Origin of the sequence: Actinoplanes sp. NPDC051861, from assembly GCF_040681145.1 — a bacterium.
GTDB lineage: Bacteria > Actinomycetota > Actinomycetes > Mycobacteriales > Micromonosporaceae > Actinoplanes.
The window spans coordinates 161,020-185,930 of record NZ_JBFAYE010000004.1; the positions used below are offsets into that span (position 1 = coordinate 161,020).

The 24,911-nt window shown below is 72.0% G+C and carries 23 protein-coding genes; 11 read left to right on the plus strand and 12 right to left on the minus strand.

Translation table 11 applies throughout. The annotated features are described in order from the left end of the window. The first annotated feature begins 8 nt into the window (after positions 1-8). From AB0M02_RS14895 to AB0M02_RS14905, 3 genes are read left to right on the plus strand one after another with little or no spacing between them, the layout of a single operon-like run. Positions 9-584 (plus strand): class F sortase, encoded by a 576-nt coding sequence (locus AB0M02_RS14895; protein ID WP_364226486.1) that lies wholly within the window; start codon positions 9-11, stop codon positions 582-584. Further along, entirely contained in the window at positions 568-1,674 is a 1,107-nt protein-coding gene (locus tag AB0M02_RS14900) for a hypothetical protein (protein ID WP_364226489.1), read from the plus strand. The genes AB0M02_RS14895 and AB0M02_RS14900 overlap by 17 nt, the downstream gene beginning before the upstream one ends. 16 nt (positions 1,675-1,690) lie before the next feature. Next, entirely contained in the window at positions 1,691-2,449 is a 759-nt protein-coding gene (locus AB0M02_RS14905; RefSeq protein WP_364226492.1) for an ABC transporter ATP-binding protein, read from the plus strand. Between the two features lie 21 nt (positions 2,450-2,470). Here the strand turns inward: AB0M02_RS14905 and AB0M02_RS14910 are convergent, their stop codons facing one another. Then, positions 2,471-4,426 carry a PAS domain S-box protein gene (locus AB0M02_RS14910; protein ID WP_364226495.1) on the minus strand — a complete coding sequence of 652 codons (1,956 nt, stop codon included), beginning with the start codon at positions 4,424-4,426 and terminating at the stop codon, positions 2,471-2,473. Positions 4,427-4,432: 6 nt separating this feature from the next. Next, entirely contained in the window at positions 4,433-5,098 is a 666-nt protein-coding gene (locus tag AB0M02_RS14915) for a TetR/AcrR family transcriptional regulator (protein WP_364226498.1), read from the minus strand. 54 nt (positions 5,099-5,152) lie between these two features. Between AB0M02_RS14915 and AB0M02_RS14920 the strand changes: the two genes are divergently transcribed. The 8 genes from AB0M02_RS14920 (at position 5,153) to AB0M02_RS14955 (ending at position 13,072) form a co-directional block, all read left to right on the plus strand. Further along, positions 5,153-5,998: an alpha/beta hydrolase gene (locus AB0M02_RS14920; protein WP_364226501.1), complete on the plus strand. Its 846-nt coding sequence runs from the start codon at positions 5,153-5,155 to the stop codon at positions 5,996-5,998. Positions 5,999-6,118: 120 nt separating this feature from the next. After that, positions 6,119-7,114, plus strand: coding sequence for a 3-oxoacyl-[acyl-carrier-protein] synthase III C-terminal domain-containing protein (locus AB0M02_RS14925; protein WP_364226503.1), 996 nt, complete (start codon positions 6,119-6,121; stop codon positions 7,112-7,114). Further along, on the plus strand, positions 7,111-7,845 hold the full coding sequence (locus AB0M02_RS14930) for a glycosyltransferase (protein WP_364226506.1): 735 nt from the start codon (positions 7,111-7,113) through the stop codon (positions 7,843-7,845). Before AB0M02_RS14925 ends, AB0M02_RS14930 begins: the two co-directional genes overlap by 4 nt. Further along, positions 7,842-9,275, plus strand: coding sequence for a class I adenylate-forming enzyme family protein (locus AB0M02_RS14935; RefSeq protein WP_364226508.1), 1,434 nt, complete (start codon positions 7,842-7,844; stop codon positions 9,273-9,275). Before AB0M02_RS14930 ends, AB0M02_RS14935 begins: the two co-directional genes overlap by 4 nt. Then, on the plus strand, positions 9,272-10,030 hold the full coding sequence (locus tag AB0M02_RS14940) for a glycosyltransferase family 2 protein (RefSeq protein ID WP_364226510.1): 759 nt from the start codon (positions 9,272-9,274) through the stop codon (positions 10,028-10,030). The genes AB0M02_RS14935 and AB0M02_RS14940 overlap by 4 nt, the downstream gene beginning before the upstream one ends. Beyond that, positions 10,027-11,322 carry a cytochrome P450 gene (locus AB0M02_RS14945; protein WP_364226513.1) on the plus strand — a complete coding sequence of 432 codons (1,296 nt, stop codon included), beginning with the start codon at positions 10,027-10,029 and terminating at the stop codon, positions 11,320-11,322. Before AB0M02_RS14940 ends, AB0M02_RS14945 begins: the two co-directional genes overlap by 4 nt. 86 nt (positions 11,323-11,408) lie before the next feature. After that, positions 11,409-12,320, plus strand: coding sequence for an NAD(P)-dependent oxidoreductase (locus AB0M02_RS14950; RefSeq protein WP_364226516.1), 912 nt, complete (start codon positions 11,409-11,411; stop codon positions 12,318-12,320). 209 nt (positions 12,321-12,529) lie between these two features. Next, positions 12,530-13,072: a GtrA family protein gene (locus AB0M02_RS14955; protein WP_364227434.1), complete on the plus strand. Its 543-nt coding sequence runs from the start codon at positions 12,530-12,532 to the stop codon at positions 13,070-13,072. Here the strand turns inward: AB0M02_RS14955 and AB0M02_RS14960 are convergent. The 10 genes from AB0M02_RS14960 to AB0M02_RS15005 form a co-directional block, all read right to left on the minus strand. After that, complete coding sequence (locus AB0M02_RS14960) at positions 12,957-13,508, minus strand: TetR family transcriptional regulator (RefSeq protein ID WP_364226519.1); 552 nt, start codon at positions 13,506-13,508, stop codon at positions 12,957-12,959. The two genes, AB0M02_RS14955 and AB0M02_RS14960, sit on opposite strands and share 116 nt — an antisense overlap. Positions 13,509-13,570: 62 nt before the next feature. Continuing rightward, positions 13,571-14,878 (minus strand): hypothetical protein, encoded by a 1,308-nt coding sequence (locus AB0M02_RS14965; RefSeq protein WP_364226522.1) that lies wholly within the window; start codon positions 14,876-14,878, stop codon positions 13,571-13,573. Positions 14,879-14,990: 112 nt separating this feature from the next. Then, complete coding sequence (gene ctaD, locus AB0M02_RS14970) at positions 14,991-16,736, minus strand: cytochrome c oxidase subunit I (RefSeq protein ID WP_364226526.1); 1,746 nt, start codon at positions 16,734-16,736, stop codon at positions 14,991-14,993. Positions 16,737-16,857: 121 nt separating this feature from the next. Further along, positions 16,858-17,682 (minus strand): S41 family peptidase, encoded by an 825-nt coding sequence (locus AB0M02_RS14975; RefSeq protein WP_364226528.1) that lies wholly within the window; start codon positions 17,680-17,682, stop codon positions 16,858-16,860. Continuing rightward, a complete protein-coding gene (locus AB0M02_RS14980) occupies positions 17,679-19,070 on the minus strand; it encodes an acyltransferase (RefSeq protein ID WP_364226531.1) in 1,392 nt (463 codons plus the stop codon). The genes AB0M02_RS14975 and AB0M02_RS14980 overlap by 4 nt, the downstream gene beginning before the upstream one ends. An 80-nt stretch (positions 19,071-19,150) precedes the next feature. Next, positions 19,151-20,374 (minus strand): hypothetical protein, encoded by a 1,224-nt coding sequence (locus AB0M02_RS14985; RefSeq protein ID WP_364226533.1) that lies wholly within the window; start codon positions 20,372-20,374, stop codon positions 19,151-19,153. Then, on the minus strand, positions 20,367-20,888 hold the full coding sequence (locus AB0M02_RS14990; protein WP_364226536.1) for a sigma-70 family RNA polymerase sigma factor: 522 nt from the start codon (positions 20,886-20,888) through the stop codon (positions 20,367-20,369). The genes AB0M02_RS14985 and AB0M02_RS14990 overlap by 8 nt, the downstream gene beginning before the upstream one ends. 110 nt (positions 20,889-20,998) lie before the next feature. Then, positions 20,999-21,712 (minus strand): response regulator transcription factor, encoded by a 714-nt coding sequence (locus AB0M02_RS14995; protein ID WP_364226538.1) that lies wholly within the window; start codon positions 21,710-21,712, stop codon positions 20,999-21,001. Beyond that, positions 21,709-23,262 carry a histidine kinase gene (locus AB0M02_RS15000; protein WP_364226541.1) on the minus strand — a complete coding sequence of 518 codons (1,554 nt, stop codon included), beginning with the start codon at positions 23,260-23,262 and terminating at the stop codon, positions 21,709-21,711. Before AB0M02_RS15000 ends, AB0M02_RS14995 begins: the two co-directional genes overlap by 4 nt. Continuing rightward, entirely contained in the window at positions 23,250-24,854 is a 1,605-nt protein-coding gene (locus AB0M02_RS15005; RefSeq protein WP_364226544.1) for a DNA polymerase IV, read from the minus strand. Before AB0M02_RS15005 ends, AB0M02_RS15000 begins: the two co-directional genes overlap by 13 nt. Between the last annotated feature and the right edge of the window lie 57 nt (positions 24,855-24,911).

The following is a 24,911-nucleotide window of genomic DNA, read 5'->3' on the forward strand; positions in this document are numbered from 1 at the left end:
TGCGTCTCGTGCGCTGGGTGTTCGCCGGTGCGCTGATCGCGCTCCTCGGGTTCTCCGCGCCGCCCGCTCCTCCTGGCTCGTTTTTTGAACCGTCGGCACCGCTTCTGGCCGACCGGTTCCGGTCGGAGAGCTCCTATGACGAGGTGGCCGTCCCGGTGCGGCTGCGGATACCTGATCTCAAGGTGTCGAGCCGCCTGGATCGGCTGGGACTCCAGTCCGACGGCGCGGTGGCAGTCCCGAAAAGTCCGGATACAGCGGGATGGTTCGCCGGCGGGCCACGCCCGGGGCAGGCCGGGCCCGCCGTGATCCTCGGGCACGTGGACTCGAAGTCGGGGCCGGGAGTGTTCGCCGGTCTCGCGGGAGCGCGGGCCGGGACGGCGGTGCACGTGGACCGCGCCGACGGCAGCACCGTGACGTTCCGGATCGAGCGGATCGCCCGGGTGCCGAAGGACGAGTTCCCGACGGACGTGGTGTACGCGCCGACACTCGACCCGGCGCTGCGGCTCGTGACGTGCGGCGGCGGATTCGACCGGAGCAGAGGGAGCTATCGCGACAATGTCATCGCGTATGCCGTACCGGTCTAGCGTTGTCGCCGCCTGCCTGCTGCTCGCCGTGCCGGCGCCGGTGCCGCTCCCGGTGGCGGCGGCGATGGTGGCCGGTGCCGAGACCACGCTGGTGGTCGATCTCGGGGACGGGCCGGCGGTCGGGCCGGCCGCGGTGACCGTGACCAGCGACGGTTCCCGCCGGGCCGCGCGCCTGGAGCCGGTTGTCGCCGACGGGCTCGCGGTCACCCTCGTCGTGGACGCCTCCGCCGCCGGTGGGGAGACACTGCCGGCCTGGCTCAGCGCGGCGGCCCGGTTCATCCTCAGCGTGCCGTCGGGGACCAGGTCCGTGGTGATCGCCGACCGGGCCCCGGCGGCGGCGGTCACCCCACCGCAGCGAGGGGCGTACGGCGTCGTCCGCGCCCTCAACACCGTCCGCGCCGGCGGTGAGCGGGACACGGCCACGGCCCTCGAGCTGGCATCGGGGCAGTTCCCGGAGGTGGCGGCGGGGCGGCGGGTCGTGCTGCTCTACACGACGGCGGCGGACGCGGGTGGACCCGGCGCGTCGCGTCTCGCCGCGGACTACCGGGCTCGCGGCACGCTGCTGGTCGTCGTGGGGTCCGCGGCGGCGGCGCGCTACTGGACGGCGGCGGCGGGCGGCACCGGAGGCTTCTTCGCGCCGGCCGGGGATCCGGTGGTGGTGCCCGCGCTCGATCAGGTGGAGACGACGTTGAGTGGGCGTCATCTCGTACGCTTCCCGACCCCGCCGGATCTGCCCGCGCCGGTCGAGGTCCGGGTGGAGACCGAGGAACTCGCGTTCACCGGGGAGGCGGTCGTCGAGTCGCCCACCGGCTCGCCCGGCCTCGCCTGGGGGTGGCTGATCACCATTGCCGGGGCGCTGATCCTGCTCCTCGGCGGGCTGGTGATCTTCGTGCGCGCTCGGCGGGCGTCGCGGCCGTCGCCGCCGTTGTCCGGGCCCCTCGGGTCGCCCGAGGCTCCGGTCTCGTCCGCCGTCGACGATGTGCCGCTGGGGCCTCCGCCCGCGGTGGGTGACTTCCGGGCCGGGCCGCGCTCGGCCAACCCGATGTCGCCGCCCGCCGTCGGCCGGGCACCGGTGCACCCCGCCGAATAGCGAATACGATCGATGGATGCTGGACGTCAAGGCGCTCTCGCACACCTACCCGGACGGATACTCCGCGGTCCGCGAGATCAGCCTGCACGTCGACGAGGGCGAGCTCGTGAGCATCGTCGGCCCGTCCGGCTGCGGCAAGTCCACGCTCCTGCGCTGCATAGCCGGCCTGCAGCACCCCTCCGAGGGCGAGATCCAGATCGACGGCCGCCCGATCGACGGCGTACCGGACGGACTGGCCGTGGTCTTCCAGGACTACAGCCGATCCCTCTACCCGTGGCTGACGATCCGTGACAACGTCGCCCTCCCGCTGCGCCGCCGCGGCCTGTCCCGCCCGTTGCGACGCGCCGCCGCTCTGGAGGCACTCGAGTCGGTCGGCCTGACGTCGTTCGCCCGCCGTCACCCGTGGCAGCTCTCCGGAGGCATGCAGCAGCGGGTGTCCATCGCGCGCGCTCTGGCGTACCGTCCCCGCCTCCTCCTCATGGACGAACCCTTCGGCTCGGTCGACGCGCAGACCCGCGAGGAGCTGGAGGACCTGCTCCTGGAGCTGCGCGGCGGCTACGGCATGACGATCCTGCTGGTCACCCACGACATCGACGAGAGCGTCTACGTGGGTGACCGTGTCGTCGTCCTCGGCGGCAGTCCGGGCGGGGTTCGCGCCGACCTGCCGGTGTCGCTGCCCTCCCCACGGGACCAGATCACGACCCGCGAGTCCCGGGAGTTCGTGACGCTGCGCTCCGAGGTGGGCCGCCTGGTCCGGGGCCGCCCGGCCGGGTGAGCCGGCAATTCGAAGCCGTCGTCAGCCGCCGCGCGCGGTGCGGCGCAGGCCCGCCGGATCCACGAGGCATCCTCCGGAGGCCACCTCCGCGACCTTGTGCAGCAGGTCGTGTGCGGTGAACGGCTTCTCGATGAACGCGATGTCGCCGTCCAGCACGTGCGTTGTGCCGAGCAGCCCGTTGCTGTAGCCGGACATGTACAGCACCGGCAGCTCCGGACGGCTCTCGTGGATCAGTTCGGCCAGTCGCCGCCCGGACATCTCCGGCATGATCACGTCGGTGAGCAGGGCGTCGCAGCCGTGCTGGCGGAACAGCGCCAGCGCCTCGGCGCCGCCGGTCGCGGTCAGCACGTGGTACCCGGCTCGGGCCAGGATCCGGGTCACCACCCGGGCCAGCGCGGGCTCGTCCTCGACCACCAGGATCGTGCGCCCGTCACCGGACGGGGGCTCCTGCCGCAGCGTGGCGCCCGAGCACCGGCCGGGCACGGCCACCATCGGCAGGTAGATCCGGAACGTGGTGCCGACGCCGAGTTCGGAGTACACGTTGAGGCTGCCGCAGGCCTCGGTGACGATGCCGTACACGGTGGAGAGCCCCAGTCCGGTCCCCTTGCCGCGCGGCTTGGTGGTGTAGAAGGGCTCGAAGATCCGCGACGCCACCTCGGCGGACATGCCCTCACCGGTGTCGCTGACCAGCAGCCTGGCGTACCGTCCGGCCGGCAGTGGCGGCTGCATGTCGAGCTCGTCGCCGTCCAGGGCCGCCGCGTTCGCCTCCAGCACCAGGGTTCCGCCGTCCGGCATCGCGTCCCGGGCGTTGATCGCCAGGTTGAGCAGCACCTGCTGGATCTGGCCGGGGTCGGCGTGCACCACGACCGGCTCCTTCGACGGCACCATCATCAGGTTGATGTGCTCGCCGATGGTCCGCCCGAGCATCGCGTGCACCTCGGCGATCGCCGCGTTCAGGTCGACGTCCTGCGGCTGGATGGTGTCGCCACGGGTGAACGTGAGCAGCTGCCTGGTCAGGTTGATGGCCCGGTCGGCGGCGCTGCGCACGTGCCTGAGGTCCGTCGCCAGCGCCTCGTTCGCGGACGCCTCCTCCAGGGCGAAGTCGGTGTAGTTCACGATGATCGCCAGGATGTTGTTGAAGTCGTGCGCCACGCCGCCGGCCAGTTTGCCCAGGCTCTCCAGTCGCAGTGCCTGGTTCGTACGCTCCTCGATGGCCCGCTGCCGCTCGGCCGCCTCCCGCGCCGCGGTGATGTCCCGCGCCGTGACCGACAGGCCGGTGACCTCACCCGAGCGGTCCCGGATCGGCGCGACCGAGAGTGCCGCCTCGATCGGGGTGCCGTCCTTGGCGTATCGGCGCGACTCGTAGTACACGCTGCGCTCACCGTCCCGGATGCGGGCGATCACGTCCTGCTGCTCGGCCTTGCCGGCCGGGTCGGCCAGGATCGCGACCGACTCCCCGATGATCTCGGCGGCGGGCCAGCCGAAGAGCCGCTCGGCGCCGCCGTTCCACGCGGTGATCCGGCCGTCCAGGGTGACGCCGACGATCGCGTCGTCGGTGTGCTCGACGACGGCCTCCAGGGTCGCGCGGGCCTCGTCGACCCGGGCGTCCGCCTCGGCGAACTTACGCTGGGCATGCGGATCCGTGTAGATCGCGCCGTCCACCGCCACCCGCCCGTTCCGGCGGCGCAGCGTCCAGTAGTAGATGCCGCTGAGGAAGCACGCGACGTTGCACCAGGCCAGCACCCAGACCCAGAACATCGGCACGGAGCGCTCGGCCTGGCCCAGATTCCGTACGGTCAGGAACGCGTGCACGCCGTGGACCGCCGCCGCGGTCAGGAAGATCAGGGCGGTGGCCACCGCGAGCTTGTTGCTGCGCAGCTGACCGGCGCGCGCGACCGGCACCGCGACGGCGACCGTGATCGCGCCGTACGTGACCATGGTGCCCAGGTTGCCGACCAGGAAGAGCTGTTCCGGCACGGTCGTCTAATCGGTCGCCGTCCCGCCGTTCTGAGCCAGGACGCCGCGCAGCACGCTGCTGACCGTCACGTCGAAGAGATCGCGACGTCCCGGCGCCCGCGCCGGTGGCGTGGTGAGGGCGGCGATCAGGTTGGGGAACGCGGTCATGTCGATGCCGTCGAAGCCGGCCGGCGGTCCGGCGGACTCGCTGCGCGCGAACAGCGACACCACACCGATCATCATGGCGATCGCCTCGAACTTGGCGGCGGTGGCGGCCGGCACCGGCCGCAGCACGCCCAGGCAGTGGTCGAACCAGCCCAGGCTCTGCGGGCCGAGCGCGGCCGGGCGGGCCAGGACGTCCACCAGCCACGGGTGCCTGCGGTACAGCTCCAGCTGACGGCGGGCGACCCGCAACATCCCGTCCAGCCAGTCGCCGGAGGCATCCGGGTACGGCCGGAGCTCCCCCGCCGCACGGTCGGCCATCAGATCGAGCAGGTCGTCGCGGGAGGACAGATAGCGGTAGAGCGATCCGGCCCCGGTCCCGAGCGCGGTGGCGACCGCGCGCATCGAGACCGCGCCGATGCCGCCGGCGTCCGCCATCGCGATCGCCGCGTCCACGATCTCGTCCCGGGAGTGCGAGGGCGCCGGGCCGCGTGCCCCCCGGGCCGGCCGGGACCAAGGAGTGGACGTCACCGCTACACTCTAAACTGCAAACGGCGTTCGCAGTTTTCGAGGTTGGGGGATGGCGTGGAACAGAACTGGACGATCCAACGGGTTCCGGCGGCCGACGGCGCCGAGATCGTGCTCCACTCCCTCGGCGCCGGGCCGGGGATTCTCGTCGTGCACGGCGGCGGCGTGACCATCGAGATGTACAGGCGGCTGGCCACCCGGCTGGCCGACCGGTTCACCGTGCATCTCTACAACCGCCGCGGCCGCGCCGACGCCGCCGCCCGCGCCGAGCCCTACGACGGCGAGCAGGACATCGACGACCTCGCCGCGCTGCTGGCACACACCGGCGCCCGCAACGTGATCGGGCACAGCGGCGGCGGCTTCATCGCCCTGCGCGCCGCCGCGCGCCGCCTGCCGATCGGCCGGCTCGCCCTCTACGACGCTGCTGTCCAGGTCAACGGCCTGACCCCGGCCGCCTGGCTGCCCGCCGCCAAGGAGGCGGCACATTCCGGCGACCTGCCCCGCGCCATGGCTCTCACCAGCGCCGGCATCAACACCCACTCGGGCGCGAGCCGCCTGCCACTCGGCCTGCAGATCGCCGTCTGCCGGCTGTTCCTCCGGACGCCGATCGGCCGCACCATGGGCGAGTTGCTGCCCACCACGCTCGACGAGACCACGCTGATCCACCACCACGACGGCCCGCCGGAGCAGTGGGCCGGCGTCGAGTGCGAGGTCCTGCTGGCCTGCGGCGCGGCCGGGCCGCCCTACTACCCGCCGACCGACGAGGCCCTGGCCGCGGTGATGCCGCACGCGCGCACGATGGTCGTCCCGCGCGCGGGTCACGACGCACTCAACCGCGCACCGCGGAACCTGGTCGACGCGCTCGCCGACTTCTTCACCGCGCCGGTGACCTCGGAGCTCTGAAACCCCGGCGGCGATCTCTCGGATCCGCCCTCCATCGGCCGATAGGCCGGTGCCTCTGCCGCTCCAGGGCAGGGGACAATGGATGGGCTTGATCATTTAGCCGGGAGGTTTGCGCAGCAGATGCGGGTCGGGATCACCGGAGTAGGCGCTCATCTTCCAGAACGCGAGGTGACCACGGCCGAGTTGCAGGACAGCGTCTCCCGCGGCGGCGCGGTACGCCTGCCGCGCGGCCTGCTGGCCCGGCTCACCGGCATCGAACGGCGCCGGATAGCCGCACCCGGCGAGTACGCGTCCACACTCGGCCTGCACGCGGCCCGCAACGCCCTCGACGACGCCGGCCTCGACCCGCTCGACGTCGACCTGCTGCTGTTCGCGTCGGCCAGCCGCGACATGGTGGAACCGGCCACCGCGCACATCCTGCAGGACGCCCTCGGCAGCCGGGCACACGCGCTGGACGTCACCAACGCCTGCAACAGCTTCGTCAACGGCATCGACCTGGCCCGCTCGATGATCCTGGCCGGGCGGGCACACCGGGCGCTGGTGGTCACCGGCGAGACCCCGTCGCGCGTGATGCGGCCCGGCGTCGCGGACCTGACCGAGGCGCGCCGCTCGTTCGCCGGGTACACGTTCGGCGACGCGGGCGCGGCGGTGGTGGTCGAGCCGGTCGAGCACGGCGGCATCCTCGACGTCGACACCGAGACGCACTCCGAGCACTGGACGGTCGGCGGCATCGCGGGCGGCGGTTCCCGGCATCCGCGCGGCGACGAGCACACCTACTTCGCCGGTGACGGCCACCGGCTGCGCGGCGTGTTCGAGAAGGTCGGCGCGGGCATCCTGGACCGGGTGCGGAGCCGGACCGGTCTCGAGTACGACGACTACGCCCGCATCCTGGTGCACCAGGTGACTCTGCCGTATCTCGACCGGTTCGTGGAGGTGACCGGGGTGCCCAAGGACCGGCTCGACGTGACCGTCACCGGGCACGGCAACATGGCGAGCGCGACCCTCGGTGTGCAGCTCGCGCGGATCCGGCCGGGCCTGACGACCGGGGACCGCGTGCTGTTCCTGGGACTCGGCGGCGGTGTCAGCATCATGACGCTGGTGTGGGAGTGCTCGTGAGGCTGTGGGTGGTGGTTCCGGCGTTCGACGAGGCGGACCGGATCGGTGCCACCCTCGGCGCGCTGGCGACGCAGACGGACACCGACTTCACGCTGCTCGTGGTCGACAACGGTTCGGCGGACGCCACGGTCGCGGTGGTGCGGGAGTTCGCCTCCCGGGCGCCGTTCCCGGTCGAGGTGCTCAGCGAGCCGGAGAAGGGTGTCGGGTGCGCGGTGGACACCGGGTTCCGGTACGCCATCGCTTCGGGGGCGCGGTTCATCGCGCGGACGGACGCGGACTGCCTGCCCCGGCCCGGATGGGTGGCGGCGGCGCGGGCGGCGCTCGACGGCGGCGCGGAGATGGTGTGCGGGCGGATCACCGCACGGCGTGACGAGCACGGGCCGGCCGGGCGGGCGTTCTTCGCGGGGCTCGTCGGGCTCGCGGCGCTGTTCGGGCGGTTGCGGCCGGCGCACCGGAGCGGGGACTTCCTCGCGCCCTACCGGATGCACGCGGGCAACAACATGGCGATCACGGCCGGGCTGTACGAGGCTTGCGGCGGGATGCCGCGACGGCCGTCCCCGACGGATCGGCTGTTCCTGAACCGGGTGCGGCGGACGACGGCGTCGATCGCGCGCAGCCGGGACATGGTGGTGGAGAACTCGACGCGGCGGATCCGGGCGTACGGGGTCGTCGGCACGGCCAGGTGGTACCTCGACAAGGGCAGCGGCGTGCTCAGCCCGGATCCGAGGTGAGCGTGCTGGTTCCCCTGCGCACCGGTGACCCGGCCGTCGCGCTGTTCCGCGGCCGGGCCCGGATCACCCGGGGCGAGCTGGCCGAGCTGCGCGACCGGTATTCGGCTGCGCTCCACGCGCGCGGGCTCCGGGCCGGGGACACGCTCGGGCTCGCGGTGCGGCCGGGGGCACGGGCTCTGGCGGTGGTGCTTTCCGCGTACAGGATCGGGGTTCGTGTCGCGGTCTTGGACCCCTCTGCCGGACCGGACGTCCTCACCGCGCGTCTCGCCCTGGCCCGTCCGAATCTGATCGTGGCCGACGCGGCCGCCCAGGCGGTCGCGGGATGGGCGGCACCGCTGGCCCGGCGGATCGGGCTGGCACTGCCCGCGCTGGCCTCCCTGGCACCGACCGTGACCGTCGGTCGCCGCCTGCCCGGTAACGCGCCGTCGCTGCCTCTCGCCGGCGGCAGCGCCCCGGAGTACGACGGCGACGGTGACGCTGTCATCATCTTCACGTCCGGGACCACCAGCAGCCCGCGCGCGGTGGTGCACACCCGATCGGGGCTCGCGGCCGGGCTCAAGTCTGTATCCGAACTGGTCAAGCCACGCCCCGATGTCCCGGTGCTGGGCGGGACGTTCTTTGTGATGCTGCCGTCGCTGGCCGCGGGAGCCCCGGTCGCCCTGCCCGCCCGCCGGTCCCGCGCCCTGGCTCGCCAGATCGTCTCGCTGCGACCGCAGGCGACCTACCTGACGCCGCCGCAGTTACGGAGCGCTCTCGACGACGGCGTACCGTTCACCGGCCGTGTCTACAGTGGCTCGGCACCGGTCTCCGCCCACCTGCTGAACCGGGTCCGCGCGGCCGGGGCGACCGAGGCCTGGGGTGTCTACGCACTCACCGAGGTCTTCCCCGCGGCGGCCGTCGAGTCCGTTCCGAAGTCCGCATTCGATGGTGACGGCGACCTCGTGGGAGAGCTGCTCCCCGGACTGCGCGCCCGCCTGGAACCGTCATCCGGCGAACTGCTGCTGGCGGGAACCGGGGTGTGCGACCGCTACCTCGGCGCCGCCCCGCACGAATGGGTCGCCACGGGTGACATCGCCCGCCTCGACGGTCGCCGGGTGGTCCTGGGCGGCCGGAGCAAGGACATGATCCTGCGGCGGGCCGAGAACATCTATCCCGGTTTGTACGAGCCTGCCCTGCATGTTCCCGGCGTCGCCCTCGCCGTCCTGGTGGGTGTTCCGGCCGGCGACGGCGACGAGGAGGTGGTCGCGGTGGTGCAGACGGCGCCGGGCGCGGACGAGGCGGCGGTGCGGGCCGCGTTGCGCGAGCCGCTCCGGCGGATGGGCGCGGCCAAGCCGGACCGCCTGCTCTTCGCGCCGGTCCCGCTGGCCGGCCGGTCCCGCAAACCCGATCGGGTTGCGGCCGCGTCGCTGGCTTCAAGGGTACGGAGATGAGCACACTCGCCGTGATCGTTCCCGCGCTGGACGAGGCCGCCTCCATCGGCGGGGCACTCGACGCGCTCGCCGCGCAGACCGACACCGGCTTCCGGCTGGTCGTGGTCGACAACGGCTCCACCGACGACACCGTCGCCGTGGTCCGCCGGTTCGCCGCCGGCGCGCCGTTCCCCGTGGAGGTCGTGACCGAACACGAACGCGGCGCCGGCACCGCCGCCGACACCGGTTTCCGCCACGCCATCGCCACCGGCGCGACGATGCTCGCCCGCACCGACGCCGACTGCCGTCCCGCACCCGACTGGATCGCGACGGCCCGCGCGTACCTCCGCGGCGGAGCCGCCCTGGTCTGCGGCCGCAGCCTCCCCCGCCGCGACGAACACCCCACCTGGCCCGAACGCCACGTCTTCCCCGCCGCGGTACGCCTGGCCGCCCTTTACGGCCGCTACCGCCGCGCGCACCGCGACCCCGCCTATCGCACCCGGTTCGTCCTGGTGCACGGCCACAACCTGGCGATGACCGCCGAGCTGTATCTGGCCTGCGGCGGCACCGCCCGCGAGCCCCTGGAGGCCGGCTCGGAGGACGTCACCCTGCTGAACCGCGCCCGCCGCCACACCGACCGCATCGTGCGAGCCGAGGACCTGATCGTCGAGACCAGCCTGCGCCGCCTGCGGGCGTGGGGCCCCCGGCGAACCCTCCTCTGGCACTGGGACCGCCGCTGGCGCCCCACCGCCCCCCACGAGGTCCACATTCGATGACCCCCGCCACCCCCAAGCCTTCCCACCCCGGCGAGCCCTCCAGCCCACCAGCCGGGACCGGCTCCCAGGAGCCCCGCTCCCAGCCGGCCGACTCCCAGGAGCCTGGCTCTCAGCTCGCCGGCGCGGTCCGCATTCCGCTGCCCGCCCAGCCGGAACGAACGCGCCCACGCCGAATGCGCGCGGCCCGCCGCCGAGACCGCCGGGTCTACCTGCTCAGTCACCCTCTGCTGTTCGCGCTGCTGGCCGCCACCCGGCACAGGCCATCCACGCGCCTGGGCCGAACCGTCCTGACCCACTCCCGCACCGCCTTCGTCGACGGCCTGACCCGCGTCCCCCTGAACCGCACAGCCGAAGGCACCACCGGCGGCGCCGCAGGCACCCTCACCGGCGGCAGCCTCCTCTTCGACCAGGAGGGCGACGCCCACCGCACCACCCGCCGCTCCCTGGCCGATCACCTGAGTGCCGACGGGGTCTCCCGCCTGCGCCCCATCTGGCTTGCCGTCCTGAACCAGCACCTGACCCCGCTGTCCACCGGCGGCACCGTGGACCTCGTATCCCTGTCCGCCGACCTGGCCGGAACCACCGCCGCCGCCCTCCTGAACCTCGACGTCCCCGGCCCCCTTCTGGCCACCGCCGCCCGAACCGCCGCCGCGGCCGCCGCCCGCGACCACCTACCGGGCCTCCGCCGCCCCGGCGCCCACAAAGCCGCCCACCGGGCAGCAGCCAACCTCACCACCCTGATCATCTCCACCCGCACCGAGCTGACAGCCGAACCCGGCGAGTCGGAGGGGGATGGGGCTGGCGAGGACGGGTTGGCGGCGATGCTCGCGGTGGCGGCGGTCAATACGACCGTGGCAGCGTTGCCCAGGGCTGTTGCGTGGTGTGCGGATGCGGGGCTCTGGTCCTACGCGGAGAGCCACCCGGAAGCCCTGACGGCCGAACTGTTGCGGGTCACCGCGCCGACGCCGTTGCTGCCTCGGGTGGCGGCGGCGGACGGGGAGGTGGCGGGCTGCCCGGTTCGGGTTGGGGACCGGCTGATCCTCGTGGCCCGCCACGCCGTCGACGCGCACCGCCGCGACCCGTCTCCGGAGGACCCGGCGCCGCCCCAGGTTGCGCAACTCGTCTTCGGCGCGGGAACCCACGCCTGCCCGGGCGCACGCCTCGCCCGACAGCAGATCCAGGACGTACTCGCAGCCCTGGCGAAGTTCCGCCCGGTCGTCGTATCCGCCCGCGTGGACCGGCACAGCGCCCTCCCCGGCTGGTCCTCGCTGATCGTGAAACCCGGCCAATGACCTCGGGTTCTGCGGAAGCTTGCTGCGGCCAGGCCAGCCATGAGTTTCCGCGTTGTGGGTTGCTGGGGCACTGCGGGAGTACCCGGATGAGCGGGCTCCGGGGGCTGCGAGTAGCGGTCACGGGAGCCAGCGGGTTCTGTGGGAGCGTCGTGGCGCGGGCGGCCGCGGCCGCCGGAGCCGAGGTGACCTGCTTGGGACGACGCCCCGGTCCCGTGGGTGGGTGGCGGGAGTGGGACGCCAGGCGTACGTCTCCCGATCTGACCGAAACCGACCTCGTGATCCACCTCGCCGCAGCCGTGGGTGACCCACCGCCTGGCCGCGCTGCTGAAGCGGCCTTTCGCGCGGTCAATGTGGATGGCACGGCCCGCCTGATCGACGCTGCCGCAGGACGGCCGATCGTGTGGGTGAGCAGCGCGAGCGTCTATGCGACGCCGTCGGGATCCGGAGCGATTCGGGAGGACCATCCGCTGGGTGGGCTGACCGCTTATGGTCGCACCAAGGCGGCTGGTGAACGGCTGGCGCTCGACGCGGGTGCGGTGGTGCTGCGGCCGCGGGCGGTCTACGGGCCGGGTGATCCGCATCTGCTTCCGCGGCTGCGGCGGGCTGTGCGGGCTGGTCGTGTCCTGCTGCCGGGGCCGGACATCCGGCTGAGTCTCACGGCTGTGGAAAACCTGGCGGACGCGTGTCTGGCTGCCCGTTCTTGGCCATCGGGTGCCTACAACATCGCTGATGGCGAGGTCTATCGGCGGGACGAGGTGGCGGGGCTGGCCTGCGGGGTTCCGGTGCGGCACGTGCCGCTGCGGCTGACGCACGCGGCCGCCGCGGTGGCCACGGCCGTGGGGCGGGTCAGGGGGACGGAGGCGGTGCTTTCACGGTACGCGGTAGAGCAGCTCACCGTTCCCCTCGTCCTCGACATCTCGCGAGCGCGGGAGCAGAACTGGTCACCGCGCCGGACGTTCTCGGATTTCGTGGCGGGGCCCGGCGGCAGCTCAGTCTGATCACGGTCAGGTTGCAGTCTTGTCGGGGATCTCGGGGTTTTGCCTGGTGGATGGCTTGATCCGCAGGGCCGGACGTAAGCCTCGTCACGCTGTCAACAGCGTTGACAGGGGGCGTCAACAGTGTTGACACTACGACGGTACCCATCGCTGTCCGAAAGCGTTCAGACATGCCGCGTCTTGCAGCAGTGCCTCGCCAGTTGGTCTGGTTCATGGTGGTGGGCGCGGTCAGCACGGTCGTGCAGACAGCCGTCTATGTCGGTGTGCGCGAGGCCGTCCCGGCGTCGTGGGCCAGCTGGATCGCTCTCCTGGCGGTGACGCCGCTCAACACCGAACTGCATCGCCGGGTGACGTTCAAGGTGAGGACCACCGCGGTCGGGCGGCTGCACTGGGAGGCGGGGTTGACGTCGGTGGCCGTCTATCTGGCCAATCTCGCTGTGGCACCGTGGTTCGCGGGTTTCGCCGGTCCGCATCCGCCGCCCCTGGTCGAGGCGCTCCTTCTGGCGCTCACCGGCAGTTTGATCGGCGGGGGGCGGTATCTGCTTCTGCGCGGCTGGGTCTTCGCTTCCCATCGCCATGAGTCGTCAGAAAAGGCGAAAGATCCATGGGCCGGAGACGACGATCGGGAGAAGAACGGGCTCAGGCGGGATCAGCGCTGTCTAGCAAGCGCTGGATCGCATCTCCGTAGAACGAGACGATCACCTGCCGGTCGGCGCTCCTCAGTACCGGATCAGCGACCAGCCAGTACGCGTTGATCAGGCCGGTGAACTGGGCGGCCACGAGGCGGGCGCGCAACTCGGGGCTGTGGCCGCCGATGCGGTTCGCCAACGGGCCGACGAAGACGTCGTGCATGGAGGAGCGCAGTCGTTCCCTGATCTCGGGGCGGTCGGAGGCGCTGAGCAGCGCGCGGTAGACACCGGCGACCGGTGACTCCGACGCGGCCAGGACGAAGCGCACGAGTTCCCGGCCGAGGGACTCGATCGGGCCGGCCAGCACCCGGGGCAGGTCCGCCGAGGCGGGGACGGTTTCCAGAAAGAGTGCTTCCTTCGAGCCGAAGTGCCGGATCACCAGCGCGGGGTCGCACCCGGCGGCGGCCGCGATGGCGCGCACTGTGGTGGCCGCGTAGCCGTCCCGGACGAACAGGTCGGTGGCGGCACAGCGAATGGCGTCCCGGGGCGGGAGGTTCGGCACCGGCCCATCTTAGGTCGGCGTGCCGGTCGGCCCGGAACACCAGGCCGACCGGTACGCAAGAGTCAGCGCGACCGCCGCCGCCGTCCCACGACCATCGCCACGAGACCGGCAATGATCAGTCCGGCGCCACCGAGTCCGGCCGCCGCGACATTCGAACCCGTCAGGGCGAGAGCACCGCCGGCAGGCGAGGGCGAGGGCGAGGCAGGCGAGGGCAACGACGGAGCGGGCGAGGAGGCCGCAGGCAGGACAGCAGCGGGCGGAGAAGGCACCGCGGGCAGCACAACACCGGGCGAACCAGCAACAGGCGGCGACAAGGCGGGCGGCGACGAGACCGGCGCAGGCGACGGCACCGGCGGCGACCCGGCACGACCGCGATCCGGCGCGCAGGCTTCCGCGTACAAATTCCCGAGCGCCACATCCAGCAGCCGGACCCGCCCCACTGACGCCTCCACCCGCAACGTCGCGGCCTCGGCCCGCACCCGCCTCCCCTCGATCCGCTGCCGCACCCTGCCCAGGCTCAGGCGCACAGCGATCGCCGCCGGCCTGTTCGCGTGCGTCCTTCCGAGCACGCTCAGCGACAGCTCAGCACCCGCGTCATCAAGCATGGAGACCTTCTTGCCGCCTGTGGTCACCTCCAGCACCGCGGGCCGGTAGTCCACCTTCGAATACGCCGGGTCGGGCGCCGCGGTGACCTCCAGCGCCGGCTGCGTGACCACCTTGATCGAGACCTCGTGCGGGGTCCCGGGCAGAAGGCTCAGGTCACCCAGCGCGACGCCGGCGCCCGACCGCACGCCGACGCGCCCGCCACGCACCCGCACCAGGTCGGTGGCGCTCTGCGCCGACCCGGTGGGGCCGACCTTCAGCAGGGACAGGATGGAGATCCCGCCGAGCATGCTCGCCGACCGGGTCAGCGGCCCGAGGCCGGCGCACGGAAAGGCGGACGCCGTGGCCCGGCCCGCCTTCACCGTCAGCAACCCGCCCGTGTCGAGGCTCGCCAGGTCCGTGGTGACCGGCCCGGGTCTGCGGCCCGGCGCCCGGTGGACGGCGGCGTCGTCGGTCATCGGCATACCGAGGATGCGGGCGCCGGCGTAGCGACCGGCGGCGACACTCTTGCGGTCACCGGCCTCACCGCTCGCGACGGCGAGCCGGACATCGGCGAGAGCGGGCTGGTCCGGAGCGATCGGCCCGGGCTCCAACACCGAGATCTTGGCCAGATCAGCCTGCGACCGAGCACTGAAACCCCCGGCAGAACACCGGCCGGACGCCTGGGCAGAGGAGGGCGAGGCCAGCAGAGGGGAAGCGGGAGCCACGGGAACGGCGAACGCGGCCACCATCGAGGCGACACCAAGGGTCGAGCGGGCGATCGGCATGTGCATCCCTTCCGGGTGGGGAAGTGTCCGACCTTTCATCGCCCCGCACGGTTTGCCGGGTACGGCACTACCGAACCCGATTCACAGTGAGCACATACCGCCAAAAAGGCATCTAACGATCCGAAGTGTCCTCCGGATAGCTCGCCCCGCCGGTCGATTCGGGAGTCAGCGGCCGAGCGCCACCCTCCGGCGGACCGGCGGCCGTCTGCCCCGCGGCCAGCTCCGGGAACTTCACGTCGAAGGCCGGCCGCTCCGAGCGGATCCGCGGCATCCGGTCGAAGTTGCGCAGCGGCGGCGGCGACGAGGTGGCCCACTCCAGCGAATTGCCATGTCCCCACGGGTCATCAAGTGTGGTGACTTCTCCGGCTTTATACGATTTCCACACGTTGTAGAGGAACGGCAGCGTGGCCACACCCAGCACGAACGCACCGATCGTGGAGACCATGTTCAGCGTCGTGAAGCCGTCACCCGGCAGATAGTCCGCATAGCGCCGGGGCATGCCCTCGTTACCGAGCCAGTGCTGCACCAGGAACGTCGTGTGGAACCCGACGAACGTCAGCCAGAAATGCAGCTTGCCCAGCCGCTCGTCGAGCATCCGGCCGAACATCTTCGGGAACCAGAAGTAGATGCCGGAGAAGACCGCGAACACGATCGTGCCGAACAGCACGTAGTGGAAGTGGGCCACCACGAAATAGCTGTCGTGCACGTGGAAGTCGACCGGCGGCGACGCGAGCAGCACCCCGGTCAGGCCGCCGAGCAGGAACGTCACCATGAACCCGATGGCCCACAGCATCGGCGTCTCCAGGGTGATCTGGCCGCGCCACATCGTGCCGATCCAGACGAAGAACTTCATCCCGGTCGGGATCGCGATCAGATAGCTGAGCAGGCTGAAGAACGGCAGCAGCACCTGGCCGGTGGCGAACATGTGGTGTGCCCACACGCTCATCGAGAGCATCGTGATCAGGATCGTCGCGGCGACCAGCGTCTTGTACCCGAAGACCGGCTTGCGGCTGAAGACCGGCACGACCTCGGTGATGATGCCGAAGAACGGCAGCGCGATGATGTAGACCTCGGGATGGCCGAAGAACCAGAACAGGTGCTGCCACAGCATCGGCCCGCCGGTCTCCACGTTGAAGACCTGCGCCTGCAGGATCCGGTCGGCGGCCAGGGCGAACAGCGCCGCCGCCAGGAACGGGAAGACCAGGATCACCAGCACGCTGGTGAGCAGGATGTTCCACGTCATGATGGGCATGCGGAACATGGTCATGCCGGGCGCGCGCAGGCAGATCACCGTCGTGATCATGTTGACCGCGCCGAGGATCGTGCCGACACCGGAGAGCGCCAGGCCGACGACCCACATGTTGCCGCCGAGGCCCGGCGAGTGTTCCCCGGTGCTCAGCGGCGTGTACGCCGTCCACCCGAAGTCGGCCGCGCCGCCCGGCACCAGGAAGCCGCCGAAGGCGATCAGGCCGCCGAAGAGGTACAGCCAGTAGGCGAACGCGTTCAGCCGGGGGAACGCCACGTCGGGCGCGCCGATCTGGATCGGCACCACGAAGTTGGCGAACGCGAACACGATCGGCGTCGCGAAGAACAGCAGCATGATCGTGCCGTGCATCGTGAACATCTGGTTGTACTGCTCGGGCGAGAGCAACTGCATGCCCGGCCGGCCCAACTCGGCCCGCATGAGCAGCGCCATCAGGCCGCCGAGGACGAACCAGACCAGGGCCGTCGCCCCGTACATGATCCCGATCTGCTTCGCGTCGGTGGTGCGGATGGTCTTGGCCAGCCAGGAGCCACGCACCTGACGCCGCACCGGATAGGGACGGGTCTGCACGGGTCGCGGGGCTACAGCGGTCATCGAACCTCCTCCGGACGGCAGGGATACCCCTCCCGGACTGTTCGTACCGCCCTTTCACCGCATCGATCAACACTGATCAAGTTTTGCGGACGTGCACCATCCGCACAGCCACGCATCCGGGTCAGCCCAGGGCGATCTCCAGAGCCCTCTCCTCGGGCACCTCGACGTCCGGCACCACGCCCGTACCCTCCCAGTTCCCACCCGTGACCGGATCCTGGACGACCGCGAAGGGGATCAGCGCCACGACGTGCCGCGTCACCCGAACGGGAACGCAGTGGTCGGCGGCACCGGGCGTCCGCTCACCGATCACCCGGACGCCACGGTTCCGCAGGACGTAGGCGAGCGCCTCCCCCGACGAGTAGGTCCGCCGGCTGGTCAGCACGACCGTCTCGCCACCCCATGCCGCTCCCACCGGGGTCCGGCACTCCTCCACGCCGGTCAGCGCGGTCACCGTGGCCAGCAACTCGCCTTCCCGGCCCAGGACGAATCCGGCGATGCGGGCCAGCGTGTCCATCGCGCCGCCGCCGTTGTGACGCAGATCGAGAACCAGCCTCCGCGCACCCTTGGCCGCCGCGAACGCCTCCTCCACGAACAGCCCGGCGAACTCCCACGACTCCAGGCTGTCCAGGCGCAACAACGCAGCGTCACCAACATGCTCCACCGGCGCCACGTTCGCGCGAGCTGCGCGGATCGCCAGGCCGTCCGGCGGCGGCCAGCCAGTCGGTTTTTCCTTGTCGGGTACGGGGAAAGCGCGCTCGAAATACTCCAACGTCAGATGTCTCGCGAACCGGTGACAGACCCGCTCGATACGCCGGCACCGCTCCGGGCTGTCCGCCTCGTCACCGGCGCCGAACTCGTCACGGAGCGCCGCCGCCAGCCGCGCGGCCCGTTCCCGATCGGGCAGGAGCCGCTCCACCCACTCGGCGATCGCAACAGCGGTGCTCACCACAACGCCCCCTCCGGCCGGTAGCGCTCCAGGCGCGGAAACGGATAGCCGAGAACACCGAAGTAGATTAGGCACGCCACGGCGAAGAACAGCACACTTGCTGCTCCCAGCAGAATGCCCGCTCGTGCCGGCCCCGGACGGCGACCACTGCTGCCGGTGGGCGTCAACAGGCCGAACGCGATGGCGATCAGCCCCGCCAGCGGCCCCGGGGCGGGCAGGAGGCCGAGCACGCCGGCGACCAGCGAACTCCAGGCGAGCGTTCCGGTTCTCTCCGTCGCATCGTTCATGCCGGCGACGCTATTCGCGCACCCCGCCGGGCCACATCGCCGCCGAGAGCGGTCCGTGTCTGGTCCTTTCTGACCAGGCCGCTCCCACAGCGGGACGACGTACCAGGAAAGGGACTTCGCAGAACGTTGCCAGCAGGTGGGCCGACAGCAGGCAGAGCGGGAGTGCCACCGCCACCATGAACCGAAGGCGGCCGGGCCTGAACCCGTGGTCATGGTGTGGGTCAGGGCGACGATCGGCATGTGGATCAGGTAGAGGCTGTAGGAGAAACCGCCGAGGAACGGTAGCGGCCCGTGGTTCAACAGGCGACCGGGGCGGCGCGTCGCGACGGCGGCCAGGAACATCGCGATGGCGGGGCCGGCGGCCAGGTCCAGCCAGAAGTAGTGGGACACTGCCCATGCCGGGCCACGGATCGCGATCAATGCCAGGATCGGGGCGGCGGCCAACACGGACAGTCCGTACCAGGGCAGGCCGCGGATCCGGTCGCCGGCGTGGACGACTCCGGCGGCCAGCAGGCCGAGGGTGAACAACGGGGCCAGTTCGACGGTGTACCGGCCGGCGGTGGGCGGGCCGAGAACCGTGACCGGCACGGTTACCACGGCGAGGGTTACCACCGCTCCGGCCTTCCGGCGCAGCACCAACAGGAGCGGGAACACCAGGTAGAGACCGGCTTCCACGGCGATCGACCAGAACGCGCCGTTGGGTGCGGGCGCGGCGACGAGGTCCTGCAGCATCAGGCCGTACACCAGAAGGGATCGTGGTGTCGGCGGCTCGCTGAGCGGCAGGGACGGCACGAGGACCGCGATCACGGCGCTGACGGCCAGGGCGGCCCAGTAGGCGGGCAGGATCCGCCGGGCACGGCGGCCGAGGTAGCGGCGCAGGCCGCCGAGTCGCCAGCCGTTCCGGGCCGGGGCCAGGCCCAGGGAGAATCCGGACAGGACGATGAACGCGACGACGGCGAGCCGACCGTGCAGCAGCCAGCCGAGCCAGGCCGGGCCGGTGTTGTGCGGGTAACCGGGGAAGGCCAGCAGCCAGCAGTGGTGGGTCACCACGTACAGGGCGAGCAGGCCACGGATCCCGGTCAGGCCGGGGACGGGTGCCATATCGGGACTCCTGAGGGCTGACGCGGGCGTGCAGGGTCGGCCCCTGGTGTTGGCAGGGACGGAACGGGGACCTGCTGGGGTTACGGGAGGCGGATCTGCTGCCAGGTCAGGCCGTTCTCCGAGCGGTACGCGGCGGTCTCCGTCACCACGACGTACGGCGCCGTCGTTCCGGGCTCGCTGATCCGCACCTGGTACAGGGGGTTCCTGGGGAAGCCGCGCATGGTCACCGGCGTGTACCGGCCGGTGCCCTGACCGGCGACGAAGTCGGTGCGCCGGGGAACGACGTGAGTACCGTCAGGGGTGACGAGCCCGGCCATGAGCAGGGCGCCCTGGATCGTGTCGCCGACCTGCCAGGTCAGCCCGCCGTCCGTGGTGTGGTGCACGTCGATCAGATCCTTCGAGCGGAAGGTCAGCACGTACGCCGCTCCACCTGAGCCGGCGGCCACTTCTGGCAAGAACCGGCTGGAAGGCATGACGTCGTCGCCGGGGCGGGGCTCGTCCGGTACCGCGTCGGTGAAGACGTGGGTGTGCCAGGTCCGGCCGCGGTCGGAGCTGCTCGCCATCGCCGGCCGTTCCGTGTCCGGGTCCATGCCGGGCACCCACAGTTGCCCGTCGAACGGCACCATGAGATCTACGTCCCCCGAGAACTCGGTGCTCAAGCCGGTGGGCTGGTTCCGCAGCGGCGCGAACCGGCCGTTGTCCGGGTCGACCACACCGACCGTGCAGGTGGTGACCCCCAGGAGGGCGCAGTCGACCGGCCGCACCCCGTCCGGGACCGTGTCCACCGGCTGGGTGCCGATCTCTGGCCGGGTCCAGCTCCGGCCGCCGTCCCGGGTGATCCAGAACCTGTCCCGCTCGGTGGCGCCCACGTTGTTCTCCCGCCACAGCACCAGACCGGTGGACAGCGCGGTGAACGTCCCCTCCCGGGACGGGTCGGCGTCCGCAGCCATGGGCGGCAGGTCCCGGGATGTCCAGGTGGCGCCGCCGTCCGGCGACACGTGCAGCTCGGCGGCACTGTCCGGGCGCGGCTCCTGAAGGGCGTACAGATCGTTTCCGGCGCTGGTCAGCCCGATCAGCCGTGGATAGCCGGGTTCCGGGTCGACGGTCGCCACCTGGACGGGAGCGGCCGGTCCACGGTTGACGGCGAAGCCGAAGCCGGCGGCCACGAGCACAGCGACAACCACTGCGGCGGTACGGCGGCGGCGTTTCCGGACGGCGGCCCGGTCGCGTACCGAATCGAAATCGGGCTGGCGCACCGCGTCGCCGACCTCGGCCCGCAGCCTGTCGAAGTGGGAATCAAGCATGGCGGACCTCCTCGGTCATCGGGAGCGGATCGTCGTCGGACAGGAATCGGGCGAGGGCCGCCCGCCCGCGGGCCAGCCGGGCCTTGACCGTGCCCACCGGGATGCCGAGGGTGGCGGCGACCTCCACCACCGGCAGGTCCGCGAGGTGGTGCAGGACGATCACCTCGCGGGTCGGCGGGGCCAATCGGCGCAGGGCGGTGAGTAGGGCCACCCGGTCGCCGGACACGCCGGGCACCGCGGACGGCGCGATCTCGACCCGACCGGACCGGACCAGCCGGTCGAACAGCCACCGCCGCCGGTAGCGGGTCCGGGCCACGTTGAGGGCAGCCACCCGCAGCCAGCGTTCGGCGTCGTCGGCGCGCAGGAACGAGGCGGGTGACCCGAGGACTCGGGCGAACGCCTCGTGCACCGCGTCCTCGGCCTCGGCCAGGTTCCCGACCAGTCCGGCCATCTGCGTCACGAGCCGCTGGTAGTAGGCCACGTACGCCTGCCGCACCGATTCCTCGGCACTCAAATCGCCCTCCCCGTGTCGACGTCTGTCAGAGGAAGGACCAACAGCTCCACCGCCAGGTTGCGTCGCCCGCCGACATTTTTCACCGCCGCAGCGTCAGCGACCAGGCCGCTCTAACCAGGCCGCCGGCCGGGCACGGCGGCGATGCCCTGCTCGAAGGCGTAGATCACGGCCTGCACCCGGTCCCGCAGCCCGAGCTTGGTCAGGATGCTGCCCACATGCGTCTTCACCGTGTGCTCGCTGACCACCAGATCAGCCGCGATCTCCGCGTTGCTGCGCCCCCGAGCCAGCGCGGCGAGCACCTCCTGCTCCCGTGCCGTCAGCGGCCCGGCGACCGGCGCGCGGGCGGCCGGCGGCGCCACCCGCACGAACTCGGCGAGCAGCCGCCGGGTAGCACTGGGCGTGAGCAGCGCGTCCCCCGAGGCGACCACCCGCACCGCGGCGACCAGCTCGGCCCGGGGCGTGTCCTTCACCAGGAACCCCGACGCACCCGCCCGCAGCGAGTCGATCACATGCTCGTCGAGGTCGAACGTGGTCAGAATGATCACCCGGCTCCCCGGCGCCTCCCGCGCGATCTCGGCAGTGGCCCGAACACCGTCCGTCCCCGGCATCCGAATGTCCATCAGCACCACATCGGCCCGGCTCTCCCGAGCCGCCTCCGCCGCTCCCCCACCGTCCCGGAGCTCCCCGACCACCTCGATGTCCGGCTGCGCCTCCAGAATCATCCGCAGCCCGACCCGAACCAACTCCTCATCATCGACAAGCAACACCCGAACCCGCTCCGCCACCCGCCCGTCCCCCTCTCCCGGCTCAGCCGATCCCGTCATCCGTCCGTCTCCCGGCTCAGCCACAGGGTCACCTGCCAGTCCTCCCCTTCGACGCCGTGCTCGATCTGGCCACCGACGCCCGCCGCCCGCTCGCGCATGTTGCGCAGGCCGTGGCCCCCGGCCGAGACCCGATATCCGTCCGGCAGCCGATTCCTGACCTCCACCAGCACCCCGCCGTCATCGTCACCAACCGCCACGACCACCTGCTCCCCCGGCGCATGCTTCATGGCGTTGGTGAGCGCCTCCTGCACAATCCGGTAGACCGCCAACCCCGTCGCCCCGGCGACCCGCCCCCGCAGACTGGACCTCAGTTCCACATCCAGGCCCGCCGCCTGCATGGCACCCACCAGCGCCGGAAGCTCATCCGTCCCGGGCAACGGCCGCCGCTGCCGCGCCCCGCCATCCCCGGCCCCGTCACCACCGGCCCGGTCGCCACCCCACTCCCGCCCGGCGAGACGCTCACGCACGTCGGCGTCCTGCTCACGGCCGGCAGAGGGGTCATCCGCCTCGGCGCTCTGCTCCCACCCGGCCGTCCGCTCCCACCCGGCTTTTCGGTCCCCGCCGGCTTTTCGGTCCCCGCCGACGCCCTGCTCCCGCCCGGCGAAGCGGTCGCGGCCGGCGAGCCGAGGGCGGCCGTCGGCGGTGGTGTCGCGGCCACGGGAAGCGGCATCACCCGTGGGACGGTCGCGGGAAGCGGCGTCGCCGGTGGGGCGGTCGTGGCTGGTGGCGTCGCCGGTGGGGCGGTCGTGGCTGGTGGCTGGTGGGCGGCGGAGGGAACCCAGTGCCGCCCGGAGGTCCACCATTGCCTCGCGGCCGGTTGCGGCGATGCGGTCGAGTACTTCCGGGTCGGCGTGGCCCATCTCGGCTCGGGCGGCGCCGCCCTCGGCCAGCACGACCATCACGCCCACCGAGTGGCCCAGCAGGTCGTGCATCTCGCGGGCGATCCGGTTGCGTTCCTCGGCGGCGGCGCGGTCGGCTTCGGCCAGGCGGCGGGCCTGTTCGGCAGCCATCCGTTCCTCGAACTGGCGCGTCTCGCGGCGCCGCGACTCGGTCAGCGCGCCGGCCAGCCAGGCGACCGCCACGGCGAGGGCGAGGTTGAGCCATTCGAAGGGGTCGTACTCCTGTGGGCGGAGGAAGAGTGCGGCCGGCGCTGCGATCAGGGCCAGCACCAGGAAGATGTAGGCGTGGCGGCGACGGCCGTAGGCGGCGATCGCGTGCAGCGCCACGAGCGGGCCGATCGGCACCAGGGGGCTGGGCCAGCCGGCGAACGCGAAGACCACCGCGCTGGGCCCGATGAGCATGTTGCACAGCAGCGGGTTCTGCCGGCGCACCGCCAGGGGCAGCGTGATCCCGGCCAGCACCGCGTAGGCCCACCACGGCACCCCTGCGCTCGCCAGCGGCAGCGCGCTGACCCCGAAGATCCCGAGGGCCAGCAGCGCGTCCACCACGATCTGCCGCCGCCGCATGGCGACGCTGGTGGCGAACTCGCGACTGACCAGCACCCGCAGCCGCTCCACCCAGGATGGCTGGGCCGCGCTCACCCCGGACACGACAGATCCTCCACATCCGAACCAGGCGAAAGCTCCGACGAGGCCAGATCGGCCGAATGGTCCGAAGAGGCCGAATTGTCGGCAAGCCCGGAAGGGGCCGGCCGAGCCGAAACGCCCGAAGAGGCGGGAACCGGCAAACGGTCCGAAGAGGCGGGAGCGGTGGAGGGCTCCGATGAGGACGGCATCTCCGTCCAGTCCGGGGGATCCGCTGGATGGAGTGCGGGATCGCCGACCGCGAACGTGCGCACCGGGCCCGGTGGGGTGTGTGGGCCCTCGAACCGGACCGTGACCCGCCCCAGACCGCTGCCCCACACCCAGCCCGCGCCGTGCTCGTCGTGCCGCACGTCCTGACCGGGACGCCAGACCGGCTCCGGCGGGGCGGCCGAGAGCTCCGGGGCGACGACAACCGTGGTCACCGGCCGCATGGCAGCCTCCGGCGGCGAGTCCCCGGACCGGCGGTCGTCGGTGAAGCCGGGGCGGCGGTCGTCGGTGAAGGTCGCAAGAAGCGAGTCCTCCGGTGCTGTCGAGAACAGGTCGTCCTGGGCGAAGTCGGCCAGGGTGGAAACGCCCACGCCGAGCAGCCGGATCCCCGACGACGTGTCGATCTCGGCCAGCAGCCGGCGCGCGATCTGCGCCACCAGTCGCGGGTCGTCGGTCGGCTGGTCCCTGGTGACGGCCCTGGTCACGGTCGTGAAGTCGTAGTAACGGACCTTGATGTTGACGGTGCGGCCGGTCAGCCCGTTGGAACGCAGGCGGCCGGCGACGCGGGCGGAGAGCAGGTCGAGCTCGCGGGTGAGCTGGGCCGGGTTGGTGAGGTCGACGTCGAACGTCTCCTCGGCCGAGATCGACTTGGCCTCGCGCTCGCCCACCACGGGGCGGTCGTCGTCGGCGCGGGCCAGCCGGAACAGGCCGTTGCCGTGCGCGGTGCCGAACCAGTCGACGAGGTCCTCGAGTGCCACACCGGCGAGGTCGCCGACCGTTCGTACCCCCGCTCGGTGAAGTCTCTGCTCGGTGGCCGGACCGACACCGCCCAGCGTGCCCACCGGCAGGGGGTGCAGCACCGTGAGCTCCGCGCCCGCCGGGACCACCGTCAGGCCGTCGGGTTTGCGCAGTTCCGAACCGATCTTGGCGAGGAGCTTGGACGAGGCGACGCCGACCGACCCGGTGATGCCGCCGGTGGCCGCGGCGATCTCGCGCTTCACGCGGAGGGCCAGGTCGGTGACGCCGCGCGGGGTGAGATCGTGACCGCCCGCGGCCAGGTCGAGATAGGCCTCATCGATGCTCACCTGCTCGACGAGCGGCGTGATCCCGTGCAGCAGCGCCATGACCACGGCGCTGGTCCGCTGGTAGGCCGCGAAGCGGGGCGACAGATAGGCCGTGCCGGCGGGCAGGCGCCGCCGGGCCTGGGCCATCGGCATCGCCGAGCGCACGCCCCACGCCCTCGCCTCGTAGGAGGCGGTGGACACGACGCCACGCCCGGCCACCCCGCCGACGACGACCGGTCTCCCGCGCAGCGACACCTTGTCGCGCTGCTCCACGGCGGCGAACATCGCATCCAGGTCGACGTGCAGGATGCTGGGCTCGGCCCTCACGATCGCAGCCTAGGCCCGGGGTACGACAGAACACCTACTGCTCCCAACGAACGAAGA

Bases quoted from the DNA above. Each gene is read 5' to 3' on its own strand.
- AB0M02_RS14900 (WP_364226489.1), top strand. From the start codon at position 568: ATGCCGTACCGGTCTAGCGTTGTCGCCGCCTGCCTGCTGCTCGCCGTG.
- AB0M02_RS14905 (WP_364226492.1), top strand. From the start codon at position 1,691: ATGCTGGACGTCAAGGCGCTCTCGCACACCTACCCGGACGGATACTCC.
- AB0M02_RS14925 (WP_364226503.1), top strand. From the start codon at position 6,119: ATGCGGGTCGGGATCACCGGAGTAGGCGCTCATCTTCCAGAACGCGAG.
- AB0M02_RS14940 (WP_364226510.1), top strand. From the start codon at position 9,272: ATGAGCACACTCGCCGTGATCGTTCCCGCGCTGGACGAGGCCGCCTCC.
- AB0M02_RS14945 (WP_364226513.1), top strand. From the start codon at position 10,027: ATGACCCCCGCCACCCCCAAGCCTTCCCACCCCGGCGAGCCCTCCAGC.
- AB0M02_RS14950 (WP_364226516.1), top strand. From the start codon at position 11,409: ATGAGCGGGCTCCGGGGGCTGCGAGTAGCGGTCACGGGAGCCAGCGGG.
- AB0M02_RS14955 (WP_364227434.1), top strand. From the start codon at position 12,530: ATGGTGGTGGGCGCGGTCAGCACGGTCGTGCAGACAGCCGTCTATGTC.
- AB0M02_RS14965 (WP_364226522.1), bottom strand. From the start codon at position 14,878: ATGCCGATCGCCCGCTCGACCCTTGGTGTCGCCTCGATGGTGGCCGCG.
- ctaD (WP_364226526.1), bottom strand. From the start codon at position 16,736: ATGACCGCTGTAGCCCCGCGACCCGTGCAGACCCGTCCCTATCCGGTG.
- AB0M02_RS14980 (WP_364226531.1), bottom strand. From the start codon at position 19,070: ATGGCACCCGTCCCCGGCCTGACCGGGATCCGTGGCCTGCTCGCCCTG.
- AB0M02_RS14985 (WP_364226533.1), bottom strand. From the start codon at position 20,374: ATGCTTGATTCCCACTTCGACAGGCTGCGGGCCGAGGTCGGCGACGCG.
- AB0M02_RS14995 (WP_364226538.1), bottom strand. From the start codon at position 21,712: ATGACGGGATCGGCTGAGCCGGGAGAGGGGGACGGGCGGGTGGCGGAG.